Origin of the sequence: Allotabrizicola aquatica (SeqCode) (assembly GCF_965194375.1) — a bacterium.
Taxonomy (GTDB): Bacteria; Pseudomonadota; Alphaproteobacteria; order Rhodobacterales; family Rhodobacteraceae; genus Tabrizicola_A; species Tabrizicola_A aquatica.
The window spans coordinates 140,357-163,189 of record NZ_CBDAEL010000004.1; the positions used below are offsets into that span (position 1 = coordinate 140,357).

20 protein-coding genes and 5 tRNA genes are annotated in these 22,833 nt (G+C 61.6%); 7 read left to right on the top strand and 18 right to left on the bottom strand.

Features of this window, described 5'->3' with window-relative positions:
* Positions 1–98 precede the first annotated feature (98 nt).
* Positions 99–1,322 (bottom strand): 5-aminolevulinate synthase, encoded by a 1,224-nt coding sequence (hemA, locus tag AC72UB_RS07720; protein WP_505189251.1) that lies wholly within the window; start codon positions 1,320–1,322, stop codon positions 99–101.
* Positions 1,323–1,510: 188 nt separating this feature from the next.
* On the bottom strand, positions 1,511–2,089 hold the full coding sequence (locus tag AC72UB_RS07725; RefSeq protein WP_505189252.1) for a 5-aminolevulic acid synthase: 579 nt from the start codon (positions 2,087–2,089) through the stop codon (positions 1,511–1,513).
* A gap of 116 nt (positions 2,090–2,205) precedes the next feature.
* On the opposite strand from AC72UB_RS07725, the gene AC72UB_RS07730 reads away from it, so the two are divergent.
* Together AC72UB_RS07730 and AC72UB_RS07735 are read left to right on the top strand one after the other, a co-directional pair.
* A complete protein-coding gene (locus AC72UB_RS07730) occupies positions 2,206–3,576 on the top strand; it encodes a M20/M25/M40 family metallo-hydrolase (RefSeq protein ID WP_505189253.1) in 1,371 nt (456 codons plus the stop codon).
* Positions 3,573–4,010, top strand: coding sequence for a GNAT family N-acetyltransferase (locus tag AC72UB_RS07735; protein ID WP_505189254.1), 438 nt, complete (start codon positions 3,573–3,575; stop codon positions 4,008–4,010). Before AC72UB_RS07730 ends, AC72UB_RS07735 begins: the two co-directional genes overlap by 4 nt.
* A 70-nt stretch (positions 4,011–4,080) precedes the next feature.
* Here AC72UB_RS07735 and AC72UB_RS07740 read toward each other — a convergent pair whose 3' ends face one another.
* The 5 genes from AC72UB_RS07740 to AC72UB_RS07760 form a co-directional block, all read right to left on the bottom strand.
* Positions 4,081–4,296 (bottom strand): RND transporter, encoded by a 216-nt coding sequence (locus tag AC72UB_RS07740; protein WP_505189255.1) that lies wholly within the window; start codon positions 4,294–4,296, stop codon positions 4,081–4,083.
* Between the two features lie 121 nt (positions 4,297–4,417).
* Positions 4,418–4,494 (bottom strand) — tRNA-Asp (locus AC72UB_RS07745).
* Between the two features lie 33 nt (positions 4,495–4,527).
* A tRNA-Asp gene (locus AC72UB_RS07750) sits at positions 4,528–4,604 on the bottom strand.
* A gap of 85 nt (positions 4,605–4,689) precedes the next feature.
* Positions 4,690–5,628, bottom strand: coding sequence for a pirin family protein (locus AC72UB_RS07755; RefSeq protein WP_505189256.1), 939 nt, complete (start codon positions 5,626–5,628; stop codon positions 4,690–4,692).
* 88 nt (positions 5,629–5,716) lie between these two features.
* Positions 5,717–5,792 (bottom strand) — tRNA-Val (locus AC72UB_RS07760).
* Between the two features lie 167 nt (positions 5,793–5,959).
* On the opposite strand from AC72UB_RS07760, the gene AC72UB_RS07765 reads away from it, so the two are divergent.
* A complete protein-coding gene (locus tag AC72UB_RS07765; RefSeq protein ID WP_505189257.1) occupies positions 5,960–7,294 on the top strand; it encodes a peptidoglycan DD-metalloendopeptidase family protein in 1,335 nt (444 codons plus the stop codon).
* A gap of 63 nt (positions 7,295–7,357) precedes the next feature.
* Here AC72UB_RS07765 and AC72UB_RS07770 read toward each other — a convergent pair.
* Both AC72UB_RS07770 and AC72UB_RS07775 read right to left on the bottom strand, forming a co-directional pair.
* Positions 7,358–7,432 (bottom strand) — tRNA-Val (locus AC72UB_RS07770).
* 13 nt (positions 7,433–7,445) lie between these two features.
* Positions 7,446–7,727 carry an HU family DNA-binding protein gene (locus AC72UB_RS07775; RefSeq protein ID WP_505189258.1) on the bottom strand — a complete coding sequence of 94 codons (282 nt, stop codon included), beginning with the start codon at positions 7,725–7,727 and terminating at the stop codon, positions 7,446–7,448.
* Here AC72UB_RS07775 and AC72UB_RS07780 point away from each other — a divergent pair.
* Positions 7,726–8,025: a hypothetical protein gene (locus tag AC72UB_RS07780; protein WP_505189259.1), complete on the top strand. Its 300-nt coding sequence runs from the start codon at positions 7,726–7,728 to the stop codon at positions 8,023–8,025. The two genes, AC72UB_RS07775 and AC72UB_RS07780, sit on opposite strands and share 2 nt — an antisense overlap.
* 108 nt (positions 8,026–8,133) lie before the next feature.
* Here AC72UB_RS07780 and lon read toward each other — a convergent pair whose 3' ends face one another.
* Together lon and tgt are read right to left on the bottom strand one after the other, a co-directional pair.
* Positions 8,134–10,542 carry an endopeptidase La gene (gene lon, locus AC72UB_RS07785; protein WP_463288463.1) on the bottom strand — a complete coding sequence of 803 codons (2,409 nt, stop codon included), beginning with the start codon at positions 10,540–10,542 and terminating at the stop codon, positions 8,134–8,136.
* Between the two features lie 189 nt (positions 10,543–10,731).
* The gene (tgt, locus tag AC72UB_RS07790; protein WP_505189260.1) at positions 10,732–11,862 is read right to left on the bottom strand and encodes a tRNA guanosine(34) transglycosylase Tgt; all 1,131 of its coding nucleotides are present in this window, start codon (positions 11,860–11,862) and stop codon (positions 10,732–10,734) included.
* 107 nt (positions 11,863–11,969) lie between these two features.
* Here tgt and AC72UB_RS07795 point away from each other — a divergent pair, with 107 nt between their 5' ends.
* Positions 11,970–12,572, top strand: coding sequence for a TetR/AcrR family transcriptional regulator (locus AC72UB_RS07795; RefSeq protein ID WP_505189261.1), 603 nt, complete (start codon positions 11,970–11,972; stop codon positions 12,570–12,572).
* Between the two features lie 160 nt (positions 12,573–12,732).
* The gene (locus AC72UB_RS07800) at positions 12,733–15,843 is read left to right on the top strand and encodes a M10 family metallopeptidase (RefSeq protein ID WP_505189262.1); all 3,111 of its coding nucleotides are present in this window, start codon (positions 12,733–12,735) and stop codon (positions 15,841–15,843) included.
* A 30-nt stretch (positions 15,844–15,873) separates the two neighbouring features.
* Here AC72UB_RS07800 and AC72UB_RS07805 read toward each other — a convergent pair whose 3' ends face one another.
* From AC72UB_RS07805 to AC72UB_RS07820, 4 genes are all read right to left on the bottom strand, one after another.
* Positions 15,874–16,431 carry a CIA30 family protein gene (locus AC72UB_RS07805; RefSeq protein ID WP_505189263.1) on the bottom strand — a complete coding sequence of 186 codons (558 nt, stop codon included), beginning with the start codon at positions 16,429–16,431 and terminating at the stop codon, positions 15,874–15,876.
* Between the two features lie 4 nt (positions 16,432–16,435).
* Positions 16,436–17,695 (bottom strand): MFS transporter, encoded by a 1,260-nt coding sequence (locus AC72UB_RS07810; protein WP_505189264.1) that lies wholly within the window; start codon positions 17,693–17,695, stop codon positions 16,436–16,438.
* A 123-nt stretch (positions 17,696–17,818) separates the two neighbouring features.
* A tRNA-Thr gene (locus tag AC72UB_RS07815) sits at positions 17,819–17,894 on the bottom strand.
* Between the two features lie 41 nt (positions 17,895–17,935).
* The gene (locus AC72UB_RS07820) at positions 17,936–19,594 is read right to left on the bottom strand and encodes an ABC transporter permease (RefSeq protein WP_505189265.1); all 1,659 of its coding nucleotides are present in this window, start codon (positions 19,592–19,594) and stop codon (positions 17,936–17,938) included.
* An 88-nt stretch (positions 19,595–19,682) separates the two neighbouring features.
* Between AC72UB_RS07820 and AC72UB_RS07825 the strand changes: the two genes are divergently transcribed.
* Positions 19,683–20,555: a hypothetical protein gene (locus tag AC72UB_RS07825; RefSeq protein ID WP_505189266.1), complete on the top strand. Its 873-nt coding sequence runs from the start codon at positions 19,683–19,685 to the stop codon at positions 20,553–20,555.
* A 31-nt stretch (positions 20,556–20,586) separates the two neighbouring features.
* Here AC72UB_RS07825 and AC72UB_RS07830 read toward each other — a convergent pair whose 3' ends face one another.
* From AC72UB_RS07830 to AC72UB_RS07840, 3 genes are all read right to left on the bottom strand, one after another.
* Positions 20,587–20,841: a DUF2312 domain-containing protein gene (locus AC72UB_RS07830; RefSeq protein WP_430464090.1), complete on the bottom strand. Its 255-nt coding sequence runs from the start codon at positions 20,839–20,841 to the stop codon at positions 20,587–20,589.
* Positions 20,842–20,984: 143 nt separating this feature from the next.
* Positions 20,985–22,103, bottom strand: a complete 1,119-nt coding sequence (gene aroB, locus AC72UB_RS07835; protein WP_505189267.1) for a 3-dehydroquinate synthase — start codon at positions 22,101–22,103, stop codon at positions 20,985–20,987.
* 3 nt (positions 22,104–22,106) lie between these two features.
* Complete coding sequence (locus tag AC72UB_RS07840) at positions 22,107–22,742, bottom strand: shikimate kinase (protein WP_505189268.1); 636 nt, start codon at positions 22,740–22,742, stop codon at positions 22,107–22,109.
* Positions 22,743–22,833: the final 91 nt, after the last annotated feature.

The window sequence follows — 22,833 nt, forward strand, 5'->3', positions numbered from 1 at the left end:
ATTCGCCCCGAAAAGCCGCCGACCGTTGCGACTTCATTTTTTGACGTATTTGGGATTTCTTAACACGCAGCAAGCGATTTTGCATATAGGGAAACGACTTAGGCCGAAATCTCGGCACGATTCAGCGCACAGTGCCCCCAGAGGCTGTCCATCGCCTTCAAAAGGTGGTCGATCTGACGGGCGTCATGCACGGGCGAAGGGGTGAACCGCAGTCGTTCCGTGCCCCGTGGAACGGTTGGAAAGTTGATCGGCTGGACGTAAATTCCGAACTGATCCAACAGCATGTCGGACAGAATCTTGCAATGCAACGGGTTGCCCACATGCACGGGCACAATGTGCGAGCCGTGGTCAATGATCGGCAGGCCCAACCCCTTGAGGCGCATCTTCAAGATGCGGGCATTGGTCTGTTGCGCATCGCGCAAATGCTGGGCGGTTTTCAACACCCGAACCGAGGTCGCCGCCCCCGCTGCCACCACGGGCGGCAAAGAGGTGGTGAAGATGAAGCCCGGGGCATAAGACCGAACAGCATCGATCATTTTCGCGCTGGCCGCGATATAGCCGCCGAACACGCCATAGGCCTTGGCCAGCGTCGCGTTGATGATGTCGATGCGGTGCATTTGGCCATCGCGTTCCGCCACCCCGGCCCCGCGCGGGCCATACATGCCCACCGCATGCACCTCATCGATATAGGTCAGCGCGCCCATCTCGTCGGCCAGATCGCAGATCTCTTTGATCGGGCCGAAATCGCCGTCCATCGAATAGATCGATTCAAAGGCGATCAGCTTGGGCGCAGCCGGATCATCCGCCGCGATCAATTCGCGCAGATGGGCCACGTCATTGTGCCGAAACACCCGCTTGGCCCCGCCATTGCGGCGCACACCTTCGATCATCGAGGCGTGGTTCAGGGCGTCGGAATAGATGATCAGGCCAGGAAACAGCTTAGGCAGCGTCGAAAGCGTGGCGTCATTGGCGATGTAGGCCGAGGAAAACACCAAAGCCGCCTCTTTGCCATGCAGATCAGCGATCTCGGCCTCAAGCCGCTTGTGATAAACCGTGGTGCCCGAGATATTGCGCGTGCCGCCAGAGCCTGCCCCGGTGGCATCCAGCGCCTCATGCATGGAGGCCAAAACTTCTGGGTGCTGGCCCATGCCAAGATAATCATTTCCGCACCAGACGGTGATGTCTTTGTGGCTGCCATCCGGTTTGGTCCAGACCGCATGAGGAAACTGGCCGCGCGCGCGTTCGATCTCGATAAAGGTGCGGTAGCGGCCTTCGTCGTGCAGGCGGTTCAACGCGGTATCAAGGGCGGCATCGTAGTTCATCGTCGTCTCCTGGGGCGCGCGCCTGTGTCGAACGGGACAAGCGCGGCGTCTCCTTGGTCAAAGTGTCGCTCAAGAGGCGTGACACAGGCATTGAAGCTGCGCCTTGACTTGCATCAACCGGCGCGGCCGGCAACGGGGCAAATTGTCTCTGCCAAATGTAGCTTTGTGTCGGGCCTCACTCGAGAAGGTCAGTTGGCGATGACCAGTGCGCAATCGGTCGCCTTGTCATTCTTAGCCGCACAATTGACGAGCGCGGCTTCGGCTGAGCCCTCACCTGCCGCCATGCCAAAGGCCCCGGTGATGACCGATATGGCAAATGCCCCGGTTTTTCTGTCATAGTCCTTGAAGGCCGCCGTGGCATCCGATGACAGGCCAAACCCCGCCTCTTTCCAGCCTTTGGGGCGGATGTAGGCTGCCAAGACGCAGTCTTGCGCGGTTGTCTTCTTGGCATTGCATTCGGCCAAGGCGGCAACCCCGGCCGCCGTGGTGTCATGAAAATTCGCGGCCGCAACTGTGGCCTCGGACATCAGCCCTTCTTCGGGAGCAATGGCGACCGCCCCGTAATAGGGCTGCCCCTCACCCACCATCGCCAAGGCATCTGCCATATCTTGGGAAAGCCCCGCCTCAGGCAGGATTTCAACCTCGGCCGTGACCGGGGCGAACAAGAGCTTCTTGGCCGCCTTGCCGGTCATCGGCTCGGCCCAAGCGGGGCTGGCAAGTGCCGCGCTGACCAAAACGAGCGCAAAGGCGGAACGGGTGAGGATCATGGCAAATGTCCGGGCTGGTGGTCCTTGCGCCGCGATGTAGCGCAACTCCTGCCCTCTGGACAGTCCCCAAACGCCTGATAGGCTCGCCCCCGCCCATCAGACCCGGAGAGACCCAGATGACGCTTGAGGCCGTGCTTTCGAAGATCGACGATTCCTTGCCGCAGGCGCTGGAGCGTTTGATGGCGCTGTTGCGGATCCCGTCGATTTCCACCGATCCGGCCTTCAAGCCCGATTGCGCCCGCGCCGCGGATTGGCTGGTCGAGGATCTGAAATCCTTGGGCTTTGACGCCAGCGCCCGCCTCACACCGGGCCATCCGATGGTGGTGGCCCATGGTGGAAACGGCGGGCCGCATCTGTTGTTCTATGGCCATTACGACGTGCAACCCGTTGACCCGCTGTCGCTTTGGGACCGCGACCCCTTTGATCCGGAACTGCAAGACACGCCCAAGGGCAAGGTCATTCGCGCACGCGGCGCCTCTGATGACAAGGGCCAGCTGATGACCTTTCTCGAGGCGCTCAGGGCTTGGAAGGCCGTGCACGGCACCTTGCCCTGCCGCCTGACGATCTTTCTGGAGGGCGAGGAGGAATCTGGCTCGCCGAGCCTCATCCCCTTCTTGCAAGAAAACGCGGATGAGCTGAAAGCCCAGATCGCCCTGATCTGCGACACAGGGTTGTTTCAAGACACCGCTCCCGCGATTGTGACCATGCTGCGCGGGCTTTTGGGCGAAGAGTTCACCATTCACGCCGCCAATAAGGACCTGCATTCCGGCATGTATGGCGGGGCGGCGCAGAACCCGATCCGGGTTCTCAGCCGCATTCTGGCGGGCCTGCATGATGCGACGGGGCGCATCACCATTCCGCAGTTCTATGACGGGGTGACCGAGCTTCCCGATGCGATCCGTAGCCAATGGCAGGCCTTGGCCTTTGACCATGCAACCTTCCTCGGCGATGTCGGCCTGTCGGTGCCCGCAGGCGAGCAGGACCGCACCCCATTGGAGATGATCTGGTCGCGCCCAACGGCCGAGATTAACGGCATCTGGGGCGGCTATACCGGCGACGGGTTCAAGACCGTGCTGCCGGCTGAGGCCCATGCCAAGGTGTCGTTCCGGCTTGTGGGCGATCAAGACCCCCATGCCATCCGCATCCAGTTCCGCAAATGGGTAGAGGCGCAATTGCCCGCCGATTGCACGATCGATTGGAAAGGCCACGGCAATTCGCCCGCCGGGTTGATGTCGATTGAAGATCCCGCCTTTGAAGCCGCCCGCGCGGCCTTGGGCGAGGAATGGGGCCGGGCGGCGGCCTATGTTGGCTGCGGCGGGTCGATCCCGATCGCGGGCTATTTCAAGATCTATCTGGGTATGGATGCGATGCTTTTGGGATTTGGCCGCGATGATGACCAAATTCATTCCCCGAATGAGAAATATGACCTTGAGTGCTTCCACAAGGGCATCCGGTCTTGGGCGCGGCTGTTGGAGAAGCTGGCATGATCATCCGTTGGGCAGAGCCTGCGGATGAGGCGGCGTGGCGGCAGCTTTGGGCTGGGTTTCTGGACCATTACGACATGAGCCTTGCCCCGGACATCACGGATTTTACATGGAAAAGACTGATGGACCCCGAAAGCCCGCTGAAGGTGCGGCTGGCTTTTGAGGGGCCGGAAGTCTTGGGCTTTGCGATCCATCAGCATCACCCCTCCACATGGGTGATGGGGGATGATTGTTATCTAGAAGATCTGTTCGTGTCAGCCGATGCACGCGGCAAAGGCGTGGGTCGGGCCCTGTTGCAGGATCTGGCCGATTACGCCCGGTCACAAGGCTGGAAGCGGCTTTATTGGAACACCGAGGCCAGCAATGACACCGCGCGCAAGCTTTATGACAGCTTTACCGCCGATGACGGGCATATCCGCTATCGCATGACGCTGTGACCGCCTTTCCTCGGGCGACTTCGTCTTCTCGTCAAGGTCACCCACGACGAGCGGCGAAGCCGACGAGGAGTTACCCGCGCGTCATACGCAAGAGCTTGAGGCCGAGCACCGCGAACGGGGCTGCGTGCATCAAAATGTCAAAGACATCCACCGGCTTTACCAAATTGCCCGCAAACAGCATTTTCAGCTTTTCCCAGATATGCGGCTCGGGAAAGAACGGGGCCAACCCAAGGGTCAGGCAGGCCAGCACGATCAAGCTGATCGGAATTTGATCGAGAATCGCCATGTCGGCTCCTTAGGGTTTTACCGTACATATTCTATTTTACGTATGTATAAAACCCCTGCCCCGCAAGTCCTGCGTAAGACATGAAAAAACCCCGCACAAGGCGGGGCTCATTTCGGGAAAGTGGCGCGGTGGACGGGGCTCGAACCCGCGACCCCCGGCGTGACAGGCCGGTACTCTAACCAACTGAGCTACCACCGCGCATTTTCTCGGCAAAGGCTGACTGGGGATGACTGGCGCGGTGGACGGGGCTCGAACCCGCGACCCCCGGCGTGACAGGCCGGTACTCTAACCAACTGAGCTACCACCGCGCATCATCTACCCCGGGTCAGCCCCGGCGTGGGCTGGGTATTACGGAACGCCCGCGGCGGCGTCAAGCGGGAAAGCCGCGAAAAATCAGCGTTCCGGCGCGGGGGTGAATTCGGCGTTATCGCCCGGGGGCAGGCGAAACCTCCCATGCGCCCAATCGCCCGCGCGCCAGGCTTCCTTGGCGGCCTCAATCCGCTCTTTTGACGAGGCGACAAAGTTCCACCAGATGTGGCGCGGCCCCTCCATCGTGGCCCCACCGAGCAGCATCAGCCGCGCGCCCTGCCCGCCTGCCCGCACCGAAAGCGCATCGCCGGGACGAAACACCAGCATGCGCCCGGCTTCATGTTCCACCCCGCCCGAGATCACCGAACCGGAGAGAATATAAATGCCGCGATCCTCGTGATTGTCGGGCAAGGGCAAGGTGGCATCTGAGGCAAGCGTGGCATCGGCATAGAAGGTTCCGGACATCGTTGGTGTCGGCGCGCCGGCACCCCATGCCTGCCCAAGAATCAGCCGCACCGTCTTGCCCTCGCCCTCCAGCACCGGCAGCGCGCTTTCTGGCGCGTTGTAGAAGGCGGGCGCGCTGTCTTCCGCGGCCAAGGGCAGCGCAAGCCAAGTCTGCAGCCCAAACATCGCATGGGGCGCAGCGCGCATCGGGCCATCGGTGCGCTCGGAATGGGTGATGCCATGGCCTGCGGTCATCAGGTTGACCTCACCGGGCGTGATCCATTGATCGGTGCCAAGGCTGTCCCGATGATGCATGCGACCTTTGAGAAGATAGGTCACCGTGGCCAGACCGATATGGGGGTGCGGCCGAACGTCAATGCCTTGGCCCGTCAGAAACTCGGCGGGGCCCATCTGGTCAAAGAAGATGAACGGCCCCACCATCTGCCTGCCCACCGAGGGCAATGCCCGGCGCACCTCGAACCCACCCAGATCCCGGGCGCGCGGCACGATGACCGTCTCAATCGCATCCACCGCGTCCCCGATCGGGATGGACGGGTCAAGAATGGGATTCCAACTCATCGGCGCGCTCCTATGGCTTTTGACAAACATAGGCCAATCGGGGCCGTCGGCCCATCAACATTGGCGCGCAGAGATTGTGCAAAGGGGATGGTGGGCGGTGAGGGACTCGAACCCCCGACATTCTCGGTGTAAACGAGACGCTCTACCAACTGAGCTAACCGCCCCCGCGCCGCGAATTAGCAGAGCTACCCTCGCGCGGCAAGCACCTATCACCGCGCTGATATTGCTTAGCGGCCCGCCTTTCGCCCAAATCTGGCCCAGCCTTCGTGTGACAGCTGGCCCTGTCCCCTTGGAAGGCGGGGTGAGCCTGGGCCATTGAGTGGAGTGGAAGATGGTACAAACGCTGATCCGCCTGCCCTTTGCCGGGACAACCCTGGTGACGCAAGGCGTGGGCAATGGCTTTAGCCACACCGGTGGCACGCATTTCGCCTATGACTTCGATCTGGATTTTGGCCAGCAGGTTCTGGCGGTCGCGGCGGGCCGTGTGGTGGCGATGCGAGAGACGGTGGTGGACGGCAGGCCTGCCTCCTTTGCCGGAGATCCGTCACTTGGCCCTTCTAACGTCGGCAACTTCGTCACGCTGGAACATGTGATTAATGGCCGGGTATTCTACTCCTCCTATTTTCACCTGCGCCAAGCGTCGGTGCCGCTGACACTCGGCTCGGTCGTCGAAGAAGGTGATGTGCTAGGCCAAGTGGGCAATACGGGTGCCCGCAGCGGCACCCATCTGCATGTGCAATTCGGCACGACCGCCGTGCAATGGCAGGCCGGGCTTGTAGCCAACGCCTCTGTGACCAGCGCCAATACCCTTTTGGCCAGTGAACTGCGCTTTGTCGGCTATGACAGCGTGGCCGCGATCGGTGCGGGAAGCACAGTGACGGCAGGGGTCGCCAGCGACTTTGCCGCCAACACCGGAACCGATGCGCATCTGGCGCTGAACGCCACGGGCAGCGGTGCTATCGCCCTGCCCCGAGACATGGACTGGTTCCGCATCGATGTGCAGGCGGGACAAAGCTACAACGTTACGGTGAATGCCGCCGCCGGGTCGTCGCTGGACGCCTATCTGCGGCTTTATGATGCCAATGGCCGGTTGATCGGGTCGGATGATGACAGCGGTCCGGGCAGCAATGCGCGGCTCAACTTCGTCGCCAATCAGACCACCCATCTCTTTCTGTCAGCGGGCGGCTTTGGCACCTCAACCGGCAGCTATACCCTTGGGTTCGAGGCGCGCGGCGTGATCCAGACCGGGGGCGCGGGGGCTGATCGTCTGACCGGTGGCCTTGGCGCAGATCGGCTGAGCGGTCTTTCCGGCAATGACACGTTGGTCGCCTCGGCTGGCAATGACCGGCTGTCGGGTGATGCGGGCAATGATGTGCTTTATGGCGGCACTGGCGGGGACGTGATGGATGGCGGCACGGGACGTGATACGCTGTTTGGCGGCAGCGGGGCCGATGTCTTTGTGTTCCAGCAAGGGGACGGCATCGACAGTCTGCGTGACTTTCAAAACGGCGTGGACCGGCTGCAGGTCGAAGGCGTGCGCGGATTTTCGGCGCTGGCCTTCAGCGCGGCAGTCGGCGGCACTTGGGTCGATTACGGCAATGGCGCGGTCTATGTCAGCGGCATGACGCGGGGCCAGTTTGACGCCAGCGATTTTGTCTTTGCCTAAAGGTCAAGACGCTGCGGTCAAAAAGCAAAAAGCGCGCCCGGCTAGGGCGCGCTTTCGCTATCATGGTGGGCGATAACGGATTTGAACCGCTGACATCTTCGATGTGAACGAAGCGCTCTACCGCTGAGCTAATCGCCCGATGGGGGGGCTTTTAGCTGGCTTCATCTGGCTCTGCAAGAGCCTCTTTTTTCGATGCTTTCTTGACCTTAGGGTCTGCCGCGCGTCGCAGTTTCAGCTTGATCGGGCTTGTGTCGTCAGCCCCTTTGCGGGGGGCGACCGAGAGCTTGCCCAAGGGGGGCACTTGCAGGCTCTGCCCTTGATCCAGCGCCTTTCCCAACTCGGCCAGTGTCGCCTCGACCGTGTCACGCACATCTTTGACCTTAGCCCCTGTCGCCTCGGCCACCCGCGCGACAAGGTCGCGCGCGCGCAGCATGGGCGTGTCTGTAGATACGGGCTTCGAAGAGGTCTTGTCCCTGCTCTCGGGCGGCGGGACGTTGTTTCCAGACGCCGCCTTCGGCGTGGGTGCGGCACGTGCGACTGGCTTTGCGACTGGCTTGGGCGCGGGTTTGGCGGGAGACTTCGCCGGAGGTTTTGCAGACGTCTTGGCAGGTGCCGTTGAGGCGGGTTTTTTGATTGAGGCGCTTGGCATGGCGATCCTTCTGCTGGCACCGCTGACCGACGGATCGATCTTCGGCGCGGTCAGGGCGAATGCCCAGACCATGCCAGTTTAACCCATCCACTGTCTACTGGCTGGAAACAGAAAAGCCGCAATTTTCAGCACAAAAGTTCGAAATGTGGCGCGCTCTGTCATAGTGCGCGCCACATCCTTCGACCTTGCCTTAATGTGTGGTCTGACCTGCGCCGATTGGGGCGGCGGCCTGACGGGCCGCAGCGGCCGCTTCTTCGGCGGCTTCGTCCCATTCCACAGGCTCCGGCTGACGCACCAAAGCCGCAGCAAGAACCTCGCGAACGTGGGTGACCGGGATGATCTTCAACCCCTCTTTCACGTTCTGCGGGATTTCGGCCAGATCCTTGGCGTTCTCCTCGGGGATGAACACTGTCTTGATCCCACCCCGAAGCGCCGCCAAAAGCTTTTCTTTCAGCCCGCCAATGGCGCTGGCATTGCCGCGCAAGGTGACTTCGCCGGTCATGGCGATGTCTTTGCGCACCGGAATCCCGGTCAGAACCGACACGATGGCGGTCACCATCGCAAGGCCTGCACTGGGCCCGTCTTTGGGCGTTGCGCCGTCGGGTACGTGGACGTGAATGTCCATCGTCTCAAACTTTGGCGGCTTTACCCCCAGTTGCGGGCTGATCGAGCGGACATAGCTGGAAGCCGCCTCGATCGATTCCTTCATCACATCGCCAAGCTTGCCAGTGGTTTTCATCCGGCCCTTACCCGGCAAGCGCAGAGCTTCAATCTGCAAGAGATCGCCGCCGACACTGGTCCAAGCAAGACCCGTGACCACGCCCACCTGATCTTCCTTTTCGGCCAGACCATAGCGGTGACGCTGAACGCCAAGATATTCTTCGACCTTGGCCTCGTCGACCGACACCGACTTGGTCTTTTTCTTCAGGATATCCGTCACTGCCTTGCGAGCAAGTTTGGCGATTTCGCGTTCCAAGTTCCGCACGCCCGCCTCTCGGGTGTAATAGCGGATCACATGGGTCAGCGCCGCATCAGACACCGCAAACTCACCCTTGCGCAGACCGTTCGCCTCAACCTGTTTTGGCAACAGGTGCTGCTTCGCAATCTCGCGCTTTTCATCCTCAGTGTAACCGGCGACCGAGATGATCTCCATCCGGTCAAGCAAAGGGCCCGGCATGTTGTAGGAGTTGGACGTGGTGATGAACATCACGTTCGAGAGGTCATATTCGACCTCCATATAGTGATCGACGAAGGTCGAGTTCTGTTCCGGATCCAGCACCTCCAGCATGGCCGACGCCGGGTCACCCCGGAAATCTTGCCCCATCTTGTCGATTTCATCCAACAGGATCAGCGGGTTGGTGGTTTTCGCCTTTTTCAGCGCTTGAATGATCTTACCGGGCATCGAGCCGATATAGGTCCGACGGTGACCGCGGATCTCGGATTCGTCGCGCACACCGCCAAGCGAGATGCGGATGAACTCGCGCCCCGTGGCCTTGGCCACGGACCGCCCCAAGGACGTTTTACCCACGCCCGGAGGGCCAACAAGGCACAGGATCGGGCCTTTCAGCTTGGCCGAGCGCGCCTGCACCGCCAGATATTCGACGATCCGCTCTTTGACCTTGTCCAGACCGTAATGGTCGGCGTCCAGCACCTTTTGGGCCGCAACAAGGTCTTTCTTAACCCGGCTTTGGTTGCCCCACGGCACGCCCAAAAGCCAATCGAGATAGTTGCGCACGACGGTGGCCTCGGCGCTCATCGGGCTCATTGATTTCAGCTTCTTCAGCTCAGCCTCGGCCTTTTCGCGGGCCTCTTTCGAGAACTTGGTCTTTTTGATGCGGTCTTCCAGCTCTTTCAGCTCGGACTGGCCATCCTCACCATCGCCCAGCTCCTTCTGAATGGCCTTCATCTGCTCATTCAAATAATACTCGCGCTGGGTCTTCTCCATCTGGGTTTTCACCCGAGATTTAATCTTCTTCTCGACCTGCAGAACGCTCATCTCGCCCTGCATGTGGCCATAGACCTTCTCCAGCCGCTCCGCCACGTCGAGCGTTTCGAGAAGCGTCTGCTTCTGCGCCACATCCACACCCAGATGCCCGGCCACAAGGTCGGCCAGCCGCGGCGGCTCACGGGTTTCGGAAACGGCACCCAAGGCTTCTTCGGGAATGTTCTTGCGGATTTTGGCGTAGCGTTCGAATTCGTCGGCCACAGCACGCACCAAAGCGTCCACCGATGCCTGATCGCCGGGGTTTTCAGACAGACGCTGCGCGCGCGCCTCAAAGAACGAGGGGTTTTCGACAAACTCGCTGATGCGCACCCGAACCTTGCCCTCAACCAGCACCTTCACGGTGCCATCGGGCAGTTTCAAAAGTTGCAGCACATTGGCTAGCACACCGACGCGGTAGATGCCTTCGGTGGTGGGATCATCGATCGACGGATCGATCTGCGACGACAATAGAATCTGCTTGTCATCAGCCATGACCTCTTCCAAGGCGCGGACCGATTTTTCACGGCCCACGAACAAAGGAACGATCATATGGGGGAACACCACGATGTCCCGCAGCGGAAGCACCGGGTAGCTCGTGGCAAAGGTATCAGTCATGTCGCGTTTCCTTATCGGGCAGAAGGACCCCGCCCCGTCTATCGGCAACGTTCTGGCCCTTCCCTCGACCCCTTATCTGGGGGCGGGTGGTGGGGGTGTCAACAGCACCGGTCGATCACATTTTGCGCTTTGTCGGCGGCAGCGACAAGCTGCATTTATGTGCAGTTTGTCGCAAGCTCTTCAGCAAAGCTAAACCGGGTCAATGTCACCTGCCGCGCGCTGTACGTGAAAGTCTGCGACAAAGGCGGAAAGCCGCCCTGCCCCGATGGCATCACGCATGCCCTGCATCAAGTCTTGATAGTAATGCAAGTTGTGCCACGTCAGCAGCATCGAGCCGATGATCTCATCCGCCTTGACCACATGGTGCAGATAGGCGCGCGAATAGCTGCGGCAGGCTGGGCAGGTGCAGGCCGCATCCAACGGGCGCGGATCATCCTTGTGGCGGGCGTTCTTCAGGTTTACCGCGCCCATTGGTGTCCAGGCCTGCCCGGTGCGGCCAGACCGGGAGGGCAGCACGCAATCCATCATGTCGATGCCGCGTTCCACCGCGCCGACGATGTCATCTGGCTTGCCCACGCCCATCAGATAGCGCGGCTTGTCCTCGGGCAGGAAACCGGGCGCATAGTCGAGGACGGAGAACATCGCCTCCTGCCCCTCGCCCACCGCCAAGCCGCCGACGGCATAGCCATCAAAACCGATGCCAACCAAGGCCTTGGCCGATTCTTCTCGTAGATCACGGTTCACGCCGCCTTGCATGATGCCGAAGAGCGCATGGCCGGGACGGTCGCCAAAGGCATCGCGTGACCGTTGCGCCCACCGCATGGACAGCTGCATGGATTTGGCCACCGTCGCATCATCGGCAGGAAGCGCGGGGCATTCGTCAAAACACATAACTATGTCCGAGCCCAACAGCTTTTGGATCTCCATGCTGCGTTCGGGGCTGAGCATGTGCTTGGAGCCATCGATATGGCTGGAAAACCGCACGCCTTCCTCGGTGAGCTTGCGCAAGGCGGCCAGCGACATGACCTGAAACCCACCGGAATCCGTAAGGATCGGCCGGTCCCAGTTCATGAACTTGTGCAAACCGCCAAGCGCTGCAATACGCTCTGCCGTCGGGCGCAGCATCAGGTGATAGGTGTTGCCCAAAAGGATATCAGCCCCGGTCGCGCGCACGGACTCGGGCATCATCGCCTTGACCGTCGCCGCGGTGCCCACGGGCATGAAGGCGGGCGTGCGGATTTCTCCACGCGGCGTGGTGATCACCCCGGTGCGCGCCGCGCCATCTGTTGCATGAAGGTTGAAACCGAAACCTGTCGCCATGATGCCTCTCTGGTTCAGGTTGCCCTTCTGGGCGAATGGGGGCAAAAAGCCAAGAGGGAAGCATTTTTATTAAGCTATTGTCATTCAGGATTGCCATGGATCAGCCCGTGATAGAGGGGAAGGCCCGCCGCAAGGGCGGTGACCGCCGGCGTGAGATTGTTGAGGCGGCCCTGCGCTGTCTGGAGCGGGTGGGGTATGCCGACTTGACCGCCCGCAAGATCGCCGCCGAGGCTGGGATGTCGCTGGGCCACATCACCTATCATTTCGCCGATATGGATGAGGTGCTGGCCGAAACCTGCCTTTTGGCCTCGGAACGTCTGCAAGTGGCGGCGGATGCCAAGATCACCATGCCCGGCGCCACCCCCGCCGAGCGGCTTGAGGCCTTCTTGAAGGCCGGGTTTTCGGACGAGTTCCTTGAGATGTCGCATCTGCGCACCCGGATCGACCTGTGGTCAGCGGCCATGTCCTATCCGACCATCGCCCAGACCGAGCGTGCGCTTTACGACCGCTATCGCGCGCAGTTGGAAAAGCTGCTGCATCAGGTCTCGGACCCTTGGAAAACCGACCGGATACCCATGGTCAGTGATCTGATCATGGCCACGCTGGATGGGCTTTGGCTGGATTGGATGCGCCGGCGCGATCCGCAGGCTGTGCAAAACGGGCTTGAGGCTTGTGTGTTGTTTGCCCGGCTGCGGCTCGGCGGTGCGTAAGCGCGCGGACTGAGGCCCCCAGGACATGTCGGCGGCCCCGCCGTCAAGCCGTTAAGATTCTGTTAACACTTTGTTAACGCTTTTGCCCGCAGAGCAGTCATGACGTGCCGCGCCGCCCGCTCTCGGTCCGGTGTGGCGCAGCCGTGATCTGAGGCACCGTATGCCGACCAGTTTCGAAGCCGCGCTGGGCGCGGATGCGCCCAATACGCCCGCCACAGGCTTTGCCGTGGCAATGGGCGGCTGGGCGCATGGCAGCATCAGCACGGCGGCCGATGCCGATTTCATCGCGGTCGATCTGGTGGCGGGCCAAAGCTACAGTTTTGCAATGGTGGGTATCGGGGCCACTGCGCTGCAAAATGGCCGCCTTCGGCTTTATGCGTCGGATGGCACCGTGCTTCTGGGCGAGGATGACAACAGCCTGCCCAATGGACATGCCCTCTTGCGCTTCACAGCGGTTGAGACCGGGCGCGCCTATCTGCAAGCCAGCGCTGTGGGCAGCCTGACGGGAGCTTATGCCGTCTCGGCCTCAGTGGGGCCCAAAGCTCAGTTTGATGCGGCGATGATTACGGGAATCTTGGACAGCCACACCAGCTGGTCGCCCGCACGCGGCGCCGGGGTGACGTTGAGCTATGGGTTCTCAGACACGGTCAGCCATGGTCAACCCGGTTTCAGCCAGTTCACTCCCACCCAAATGGAGTTGACGCGCAGCCTTCTGGCGATGTTCGGCGAGGTGGCGGGGCTGACCTTTGTTGAAGTGAACAGCGGCGGCTATACCGACGCGGCCACGCTTCTATATGGCAACTTCAGCGCCTCTGACGGGGCCACCAGTTGGGCGGGTGCGCCGGGAGATGCAGGCTTTGTCAGTGCCGCCGGGGATGTCTGGATCAACACCAACGGCTATACCCTGCCTTCAGAGACACCCCTGCTGGGCCGTTTCGATGCGCTGATGATGATGCAACTGATCGGCGAAAGCCTTGGCCTGTCAAGGCCGGGTCTTTACGCAGGCGTGGGACCGATCACCTACGCAACCCACGCCGATTTCGCCCAAGACAGCGCCCAATTCACCGTGATGAGCCGCTTTGGTGCCGAAGAGACCGGCGCCAGCGCGCTGCGGCCTGATACGCTTGGGATCCATGATATTAAGGCCCTGCAGCAAATCTACGGCGCGAACCTGACGACACGCGCAGGTGCAGACACCTATGGGTTCGGCACCACAGCGGGACCGGTCTATGATTTCGATCTGAACCTTGATCCCATGTTGACGATCTGGGACGCGGGCGGGATCGATACGCTGGATCTGTCGCGCTACAGCGCGGCGCAAACTATCAGCCTGATCGCAGGCAGCCACTCCAGCATCGGAGGCTTTCTCGGCAATCTTGGCATCGCCTTTGGTACGGTGATCGAACATGCCTTTGGCGGGCGTGGCGCCGATGCAATCACCGGCAATGCGGTGGCCAATCTGCTACGGGGCAATCGCGGGCGCGATACGCTTTCGGGGGACCAAGGCCATGACACGCTGGAGGGCGGAGCGGGCAGCGATACGCTTTATGGCGGCGCAGGCAATGATGTGCTGCGCGGCGACAGTGTGACCGGCGCGCCAGCTCCGCCAAGCTTTGCCCTTGTCTCCACCAATCCCACCACGGGAGCGGCACTGCAGGCGGCGGTGATTGATCTCTTCCTGCAACCGTCCTTCACGCTCGACCTGATCTGGCGGCAAGACAGCAGTGATGACCCCGGCCCTGTGGCGCGCTTTGGCAATCTGGTGCTGCACCGCCACGCCGATGGTTTGGGGTCGCTGGAGTTCGAAGGGGCCGCGGTTGATGGCTTTTTGAACAGCATCCTGCCAGCGGCCCTGTTCGACGGGGATCTACACCGCTTGACCCTCAGCTATGAGGATATTGGCGGGCAATTGACCGTGTGGTTGGATGGGGCACGAGTGGCCGAACGGCAACTCGTGCCGGGCACCCGCAACCTTTTGAGCCAAGGCGATGTGACGCTCTCGGATCACGCCTCGGTGGGGGATATCCGGCTGTTCGATCAGGTCCGATCGGCCCAAGAGATCTGGGACATGGCGTGGTCCCCCCTCCCCGACCCGGCCACGACAAGCGGCCTTTTGGCAAACTGGCGCGGCGATGGCAGCGGTGCCTTGGTGAACCACCTGCCCTCCTTGCCAGCTTTGGCGGCGGTGGGGTCGGTGGGCATCGCGGCAGGACGCTTTGAAGCCGTGAATGGTGGCAATCTGATAGTCGGCGGCGCGGGAGACGACACCTATCACATGCTCAACCCGCTGGATGTGGTGCTGGAATCTCCCGGCGATGGGATGGATCGCATCATCGCCTCGGTGAATTATGCGCTGGGCGCAGGCCAGTCGGTTGAGGTTATGACCGTGGCCGTTGGCAGCGGTGGCGTTGCCCTGACCGGCAATGCCTTGGCCAACCGGATGGTGTCTTCCACCACCCATCCCGACACGCTGATCGGTGGCGCCGGAAATGACACTTATGCGGTTCATCACACTGGCGATCAGGTGATTGAAGCCACCGCAGGCGGCACCGACAGGATCGACGCCTATGCCAACCACACCCTCCGTGCAGGCTCTTCAGTTGAGATGATCTACGCCATGGGCAGCGCAGGGCGGTCGCTGACAGGAAATTCCCTCGCCAACCAGTTTTTCAGCAATGCCGCCCGTGCCGACACGCTGACGGGTGGATCCGGCAATGATATCTATCACCTGCGCCACACAGGTGATCGGGTGATCGAACGGGCGGGTGGCGGGACCGATGTGATCTACAGCTCAGTCCATTACACCCTCGCAACCGCGGAAGCGGTTGAGGAGGTTCGGGCGGCGACGGGCGGCGGGCTGCGGCTGACGGGAAATGGGTTCAGCCAGAACCTCCATGGCGGCACCGGCCGCGACACGCTAGAGGGCGGCGGAGGTCAGGATAGGCTTTTTGGTGGGGCGGATACGCAGGTTGATCGCTTCGTCTTTCGCAGCCTGACAGACAGCGCCGTCGGAGCGGGGCGCGACAGGATTTACCAGTTCAGAAGTGGGATCGACGATGTTGATCTGCGGGCAATAGATGCCAACATCACTCGGGCGGGCGATCAGGCCTTTGCCTACAGCGCCACCGGCCCAAAGGCCTTTGCGCTGTGGCTGACAAGCACCTCAAGCGGTGTTCTGGTGCTGATGGACGCCACGGGCGATGCGCGGCCCGACAGCGAGATTTTGATTTCGGGTCTCACACGGGCTTCGCAGGGTGACTTTCTGCTTTAAGCGCCGTGAGGGCGCCGCGCGGCCCCGCAGTCAGTAAAAACCCACTTCGCGCACTTCGATCTTTGCCTCATGGTCGCGGCCAAAGGCGACGATGCCGACCGACTCCAAGCTTTGCGGGTTGGGGGTTGCGCGCAACATCCGACCCGAGGCGGCAAAGCTTGCAAACGGCAGCCTGACCTCAGCCCATTCGCGGGTCACATCAAAGCCCGCTTGATAGTATTGCCACGGCAAAAGCGTGCCCGATGTCCGCAGATGCACGAAGTAGCGCGTGTCATTGCCGCGCACCACCAATCGCAGGCCCACTGCATCCTTCGGCGGCGGAGCGTCAAGCTCCATCCGGATTTGGATGAAGCCGCCGTTGTTTTCCGTGCTCACGCGGCCAGTCATCACGGCATGGCGGCGACCGTCTTCGGTTGCAAAGTCCAGCTGGCCGGTTGAAACCCCGCCCATCACGCTGTCTGCGAAAAAACGCCAGCGGGTTTCTGGCTGCATCGTGAAATCCTCGATCAGCATGGTTTGGGCGGCAGCCGGATGGGCTGCGCCAAAGACGACAGCGGCCATAATGGCCAAGGCGCGGTAAAGTTTCACCTGATTATCCTCCGGCCTGAGCGGGGTCCGCTGGGCCCTTACTCTCTAGATGCGCATCCGGCAGGCGCATCACAAGCCCCAGCGCGCCAAGCTTTAAAATGCACGGCAGCACGGCATAGGCTAGCGTCAGCGTGGTCAGCGCCGCCGGGGTGTTGCTTTGGCCGGGCACAAAGCCGTTCCACTCCAGAAGTGGCATCACGAGAAAGGCCGCCAGTGCCAAACCAAGCTTGCCCGCAAAGGTCCAGATCCCAAAGGCGAGCGAGGCCTGCATCCCCGCCTGTGTCAGGGCCACCGAGAACATCGCAGGCAAAAGAACCATCTCCGCCCCAAGTGCTGCCCCTGCGGCCAGACAGATCACCGCAAAAGCCACCAGATCGCCCGGCCCCAGAAAGGCCGCCCAGATGAACCCGACAATCGACAGCGGCATGGAGATCAACAACGTGCCCCGCGATCCGATCCGTCGACTGACCACCGTCCAAAGCGGCACGCTGAGACCAGCGCTCAGGAAGAACAGCGTCAAGAGCGGACCGGCTTGCCCCGCAAGGCCCAGACGATCCTCAACAAAAAACAGAAACAGGGTTGATGTGATCGCCACAGGCAAGCTGTTGACGAGCGCCAAGGCCAAAAGTCGCAAGGCCCCTGCCCCGGTCAAACCCGCCAAAGACGGTGCAGCACCGGGCAGAACCGGTCGCCGCCAGATGGGCAGCGTGATCAAGGCCACAGCCAAGGACAGCGCCCCGAGGAACAGGCCAAACGCCGGATATCCAAGCGCACCAGCCCCCAAGCCAACCAAAGCCGCCGGAGCAATCGCGGCCAGAATCACACCCGCGAGCGTGCCGCCCTCGCGATAGGCGGCCAGCGTCACAAGGCCCTGAGGCCCGCTTCGCTCGGCCAAGCTGGCGCTGCGACCATAGAGCAGGATGGAGCCAAGGCTGTAGGCGGTGAACAACAAGACCAAGACCGCAACCAACCGCCCCGCAACACCCGGACCGGGATCCAGCAGGAACAGCATCGGAAAGCCAACCGCGAGCCCCGCTGCCGCCATCAGACCAAACCCCAGCTGCGCCTTGGGCCAACGGTCGATGGCCCAGCCGATCAACGGGTCTTGCACCAGATCAATGACCCGGATCACCATCAAGATCACCCCAACCGTACCTAAACCAATGCCCAGATTGATCGAGGCGAACTGCGGCAGGTGGATGTAAAGCGGTATTCCCGCTGCCGCCAGCATCAGCGCGTACAGACTGACCCGAAGATGATGCATGGGGCGATTGGCCTTTGGTGAAGTTGCGAAAGAGTTACGACCCACCGCGCTCCGTGGATCAGTAGCACAGGTTCATCCCGCACACTGCACCTGGCGCGGCATCTGAGAACGTAAGAACGGAAATGGTGCCCCCAGCAGGACTTGAACCCGCGACCCCCTGATTACAAATCAGGTGCTCTACCAGCTGAGCTATAAGGGCACAGCCGTCAAATACCGCCATGTCTATGCGCTGGCAACCCCTCAGAGATCGCGGTGGGTGCGCGCCAAAAGCGCGACGGCGGCAACGCCGAGGGCGGTGACCACGAGGGCGGCGGGTGCGGCTTCGCCGAGGCGTTCGAGGCTTGCCAGTTCATAGACCCGTGTCGACAGCGTGTTGAAGTTGAAGGGGCGCAGCAACAGCGTTGCGGGCAGTTCCTTGACGCAATCCACAAACACCACCAGCAAGGCCGAGGCGACCGAGCCGCGCATCAAGGGCAGGTAAAGCCGGCGCAGGGTGCCCCCGTTGCCCTCACCCAAGCTGCGCGCGGCCATGGGCAGGCTGGGCGAAATGCGGCCAAAGGCCGAATCCACAGCCCCTTGGGCAATGCCAAAAAACCGCACGACATAGGCCAGAACGATGGCGGCCGATGTGCCGGTCAACAACAGGCCAGGGTCAGTTCCGGTGAGGGCCAGGATCGTATCGGCCACCCGATGGTCAAGGGCGGCCAGCGGCACCAAAAGCCCCACCGCGAGCACTGCCCCGGGCGCGGCATAGCCCAAAAGCGTCACAGGCAGGATCAGCCGTGCAAGGCCCCGGCCAGCCATCCGCACGCCGTAGACCAGAAAAAGCGCAGCACCCACGGTGATCAGCGCCGCCGTGCCCCCAACGATCAGCGTGTTGAGTGCGGCACTGCCGAGACCCGGCGCAATCCAAACGTCGGGCCGGTCGAAGGCATGGGTCAGCATCACGCCGACCGGCAGCACGAACCCGAAGAGAAACGGCATGAGGCACAGGCCAAACGCCAGCGCCGCGCGCCAACCTGTCAGGGTCTGCGGCTCGATGGGGCGGGCGTGGCGGGCGGGGCGGTGAAACCGCGCATTGCGGCGGCTGATGCGCTCCATCGCCACCAGCAAGAAGATCAGGGTCATGATCACCCCGGCAATCTGCGCCGCCCCGCCCGCATTGCCGCCGTTCAGCCAGGTTGAAAACACCCCGGTCGTCAGGGTCTGCACCCCGAAATGGGCCACCGTCCCGAAATCCGCCACCGTCTCCATCAGCGCCAGCGCCACGCCAGCGGCAATGGCGGGGCGTGCGAGCGGCAGGCCGAGCCGCCAGAACAGCCCCCATCCCCCGGTGCCAAGCGCGCGCGCGACCTCATAGACCCCGCCGGATTGCTCGCGCAGAGCTTGGCGGGTCAGGAGATACACATAGGGATAAAGAGCGGCGGACAGCACCAGAACCGCACCCCAAGTGCTGCGAATCTCGGGAAACCAATAATCGCGCGCATCTTGCCAGCCGAAGGTCGCCCTAAGCCCGGTTTGCAAAGGGCCGGAATAATCCAGAAAATCGACCAAGGCATAGGCGCCCACATAGGCGGGCAAGGCCAGCGGGAACAACAACGCATGCACCAGCCACCCGCGCCCGGCAAAGCGATACATGGTAACCAGCCAAGCCGCCCCCGTGCCTACAGCCGCCGTGAGGATCCCGACACCCGCCATCATCACCAGCGTTGTCGTGAAATACCGGGGCAGAACGGTGGACAGCAGATGCGGCCAGATGTTCTCGGTCGGATGCAACGCAATCCACAGGACAGCCACCAAAGGTGCCAGCACGACCGCCACAATGACCAGCGCCGCCACCGTCCAGCGATCTGGCAAGAGGGCGAGCCACCCAATCCGACTGTTTTGCTTGGTCAACATGGGCTGGGCTTAGTGGAAAGCGGTTTCCCTGTCCAGAAAAGCGATTATAGTCGTGCCATAGAAAAACAAAATTTGAGCCGAGTAGATTATGCGGATTGCCTATCACCTTGGGGCACATTTCACCGATGATGAGCGTCTGTTGCGGTGCCTGCTAAAGAACCGTGACGTGCTGTTGCAAAACGAAATCGTCGTGCCGGGCCCAAAGCGCTATCGCACCTTGCTGCGCGAAACCGCCACGCGGCTGAAGGGTCAGGCGGCGACGATCGATGAGCAGGCGCTGATCTTGGAACAGATCATGGAGGAGGACCGGGCGGATCGGTTGATCCTGTCATGGGACAGTTTTCTGTCCTTGCCAAACTATGTGCTGAAAGACCGCCTTTATCCCGCCGCCGGAGAACGGGTGCGGGCCTTTTGCCAGATTTTTCCGGGCATTGAGGCCGAGTTTCACCTCGCCATTCGCAACCCCGCATCTTTCCTGCCGCAGCTTTACGAAAAGCTGCAGCCGCCCAGCTATGCGGCGTTTCTGGCCGGGGCCGATCCGTTTGATCTGCACTGGTCAGATGTGATCGAGCGGATTCTCGACGCCAACCCTGACGCGCCGCTGACGATCTGGTGCGACGAGGACACGCCTCTTGTGTGGCCCGAGGCCTTGCGTGCGGTGGCCGGTCTGTCACCAGACGTGACGCTTGACGGCGAGGATGACCTTCTTGCCAGCCTGATGTCGGGCGAAGGCATGACGCGGATGCGCGCCTATCTGGCCAGCCACCCGCCGCAAACCGTTACCCAACGCCGAAAGATCGTTTCGGCCTTCCTCGACAAATTCGCCCTGCCCGAGCGTGTGGATCAGGACATCGTGATGCCCGATTGGACGGCGGAAGTCGTCGCGGAAATGACCGCTCTATACGACGAAGACGTGGCGCGTATCGCCCAGATGGCCGATATCACCTTTCTGGCGCCCTGATCGGCGCCAGAAATGGCCCCCAGAATTGGCCTTACGACATGCCGAGGGCGGCCTTGTACATATCCAAGACGGCCTCTTCCTCGGCAATTTCATCAGGCTTGCGCTTGCGCAGCGCGATCACCTTTTTCATCACCTTGGTGTCATAGCCACGCCCCTTGGCTTCGGCCATCAGCTCTTTTTGCTGTTCGGTAACGTCTTTCTTTTCCGATTCCAGCTGCTCAAACCGTTCGATGAACTGGCGCAGCTCGTCGGCGGTGACATTATAGGCGTCGTTGGCATCGCTCATCATCGGTCTCGCATCTGACACAGGGGAATGGCCTTACCTATCCCGTCCGGGGCCCGTGGTGCAAGTGATCTTGCGGTGGCGCAATAAATTCCCGTTTTATAATTTTATTTCAATGACCTACGGCGAGATTAAAATGCATAACATTAAGATCTAACGCGCAAGGCATCGGTCAGCACAGCCGTCACCAGATCACCCGGCACATCGTCGGCTAAAAAGGCCTGCCCGATGCCGCGCGCCAGAATAAAGCGCAGCTTGCCGTCGACCACTTTCTTGTCTTGCCCCATCAGCGCGAGCAGCCCCGCCGCATCGGGCAAATCGCCCGGAATATCGGCCAGATCCACCTTGGTCCCCATCGCCTTGAGATGTGCGCGCACCCGGCTGGGGGCTTCTTGCGAACACAGACCCATCCGCTGGCTCAGCTCAAACGCCAAGGCGCAGCCAATCGCGACCCCTTCGCCGTGCAACAGGCGGCTGATATAGCCGGTGGCCTTTTCAAGCGCGTGGCAGAAGGTGTGGCCCAAGTTCAACAGCGCGCGCTCGCCCTCTTCGGTCTCATCACGGCTGACAATGCCAGCCTTCATCTCGACCGAGCGTTTCACCGCATATTGGCGCAAGCCCATATCGCCCGCCGCCATGGCCGGACCGTTCATCTCAAGCCAGTCAAAGAATGCCGCATCGCCCAGAAGGCCGTATTTCACCACCTCGCCATAGCCGGCGAGAAAATCGCGCGGCTCCAGCGTGTTCAGAACCGCGATATCGGCCAGCACAAGCGAAGGCTGATGGAACGCGCCGATCAGGTTCTTGCCTTGGGCGGTGTTGATCCCGGTCTTGCCGCCAACGCTGCTGTCGACCTGCGCCAAAAGCGTTGTCGGAATTTGCACAAACCGCACGCCACGGCGCAAGGTGGCGCAGGCAAAGCCCACAAGATCGCCCACCACCCCGCCGCCAAAGGCGATGACCACATCACGCCGCTCAATCTTCTGCTCCAACAGCCATTCGGAGCAGCGCGCGTATTGCTCCCACCCCTTTGAGCCTTCGCCGGGCGGGATCGACAGGGCGACCATGGCAATCCCTTGCGCTTCCAGCGCCTCGGCCAAGCTCAGAAGGTGGTGGCTGGCAACTGTGTCATCGGTGATGACCGCCACCCGCTTGCGCCGCAACAGAGGTGCAATCTCGGCCCCTGCCCGTTCGATCAGGCCCGCGCCGATGCGCACCTCATAGCTGCGGGCGCCAAGTGCCACGGGCACCACATCTGTCGTCATTGGTCATTCCCTTTCCAGAACATCCGGCCGCGAGGCCAGCGCCTGCATCACCCGCTGCGCCATATCTTCGACCGACAGCTCGGGGGCTGCATCGACCACAAGATCGGCCTGTTGGTAAAAGGGCAGCCGAACTTCGTAAAGCCCACGCAGGGTTTCGCGTGGGTTGGCGGTGCGCAACAGCGGGCGGGTGGTCTTGTGGCGCACGCGTTGCCACAACAGCTCAAGATCCGCCCGCAGCCAGACCGACACCCCCTGCTCTGAAATCAGGGCGCGGTTTGTCTCGGACAAAAATGCGCCGCCGCCAGTGGACAAGATCGCCGGTTCGCCCGCCAGAAGCCGGGTGATGACTTCGGTCTCACGGGCGCGGAAAAAAGGCTCGCCGTCCCGCTCAAAGATCTCAGCGATCGAGCGGTTTGCGGCGCGCACGATTTCCTCGTCCGAATCACGAAATGGAACCCCAAGAATCCGGGCAAGCGCCGTGCCGACGGCGGTCTTTCCCGCCCCCATCATGCCCACCATGACCGCGGTTTTCTTCAGCCGCACCGCACAGACCTCCCTTTCCTGACCCCTAGCCCGCGCAAAGGCATGCCGATGGTCAACTTTCTTCCTTGAATGGCGTGAACTTGGCGCAAATGCCATATATATTCGACAGGGGTCCCGTCTTTGCAAAGCAAAGACGCGGGCCAAACCGAAGAATGGCGACGCCCCGGCAGAACCGGGGGGAAATGGC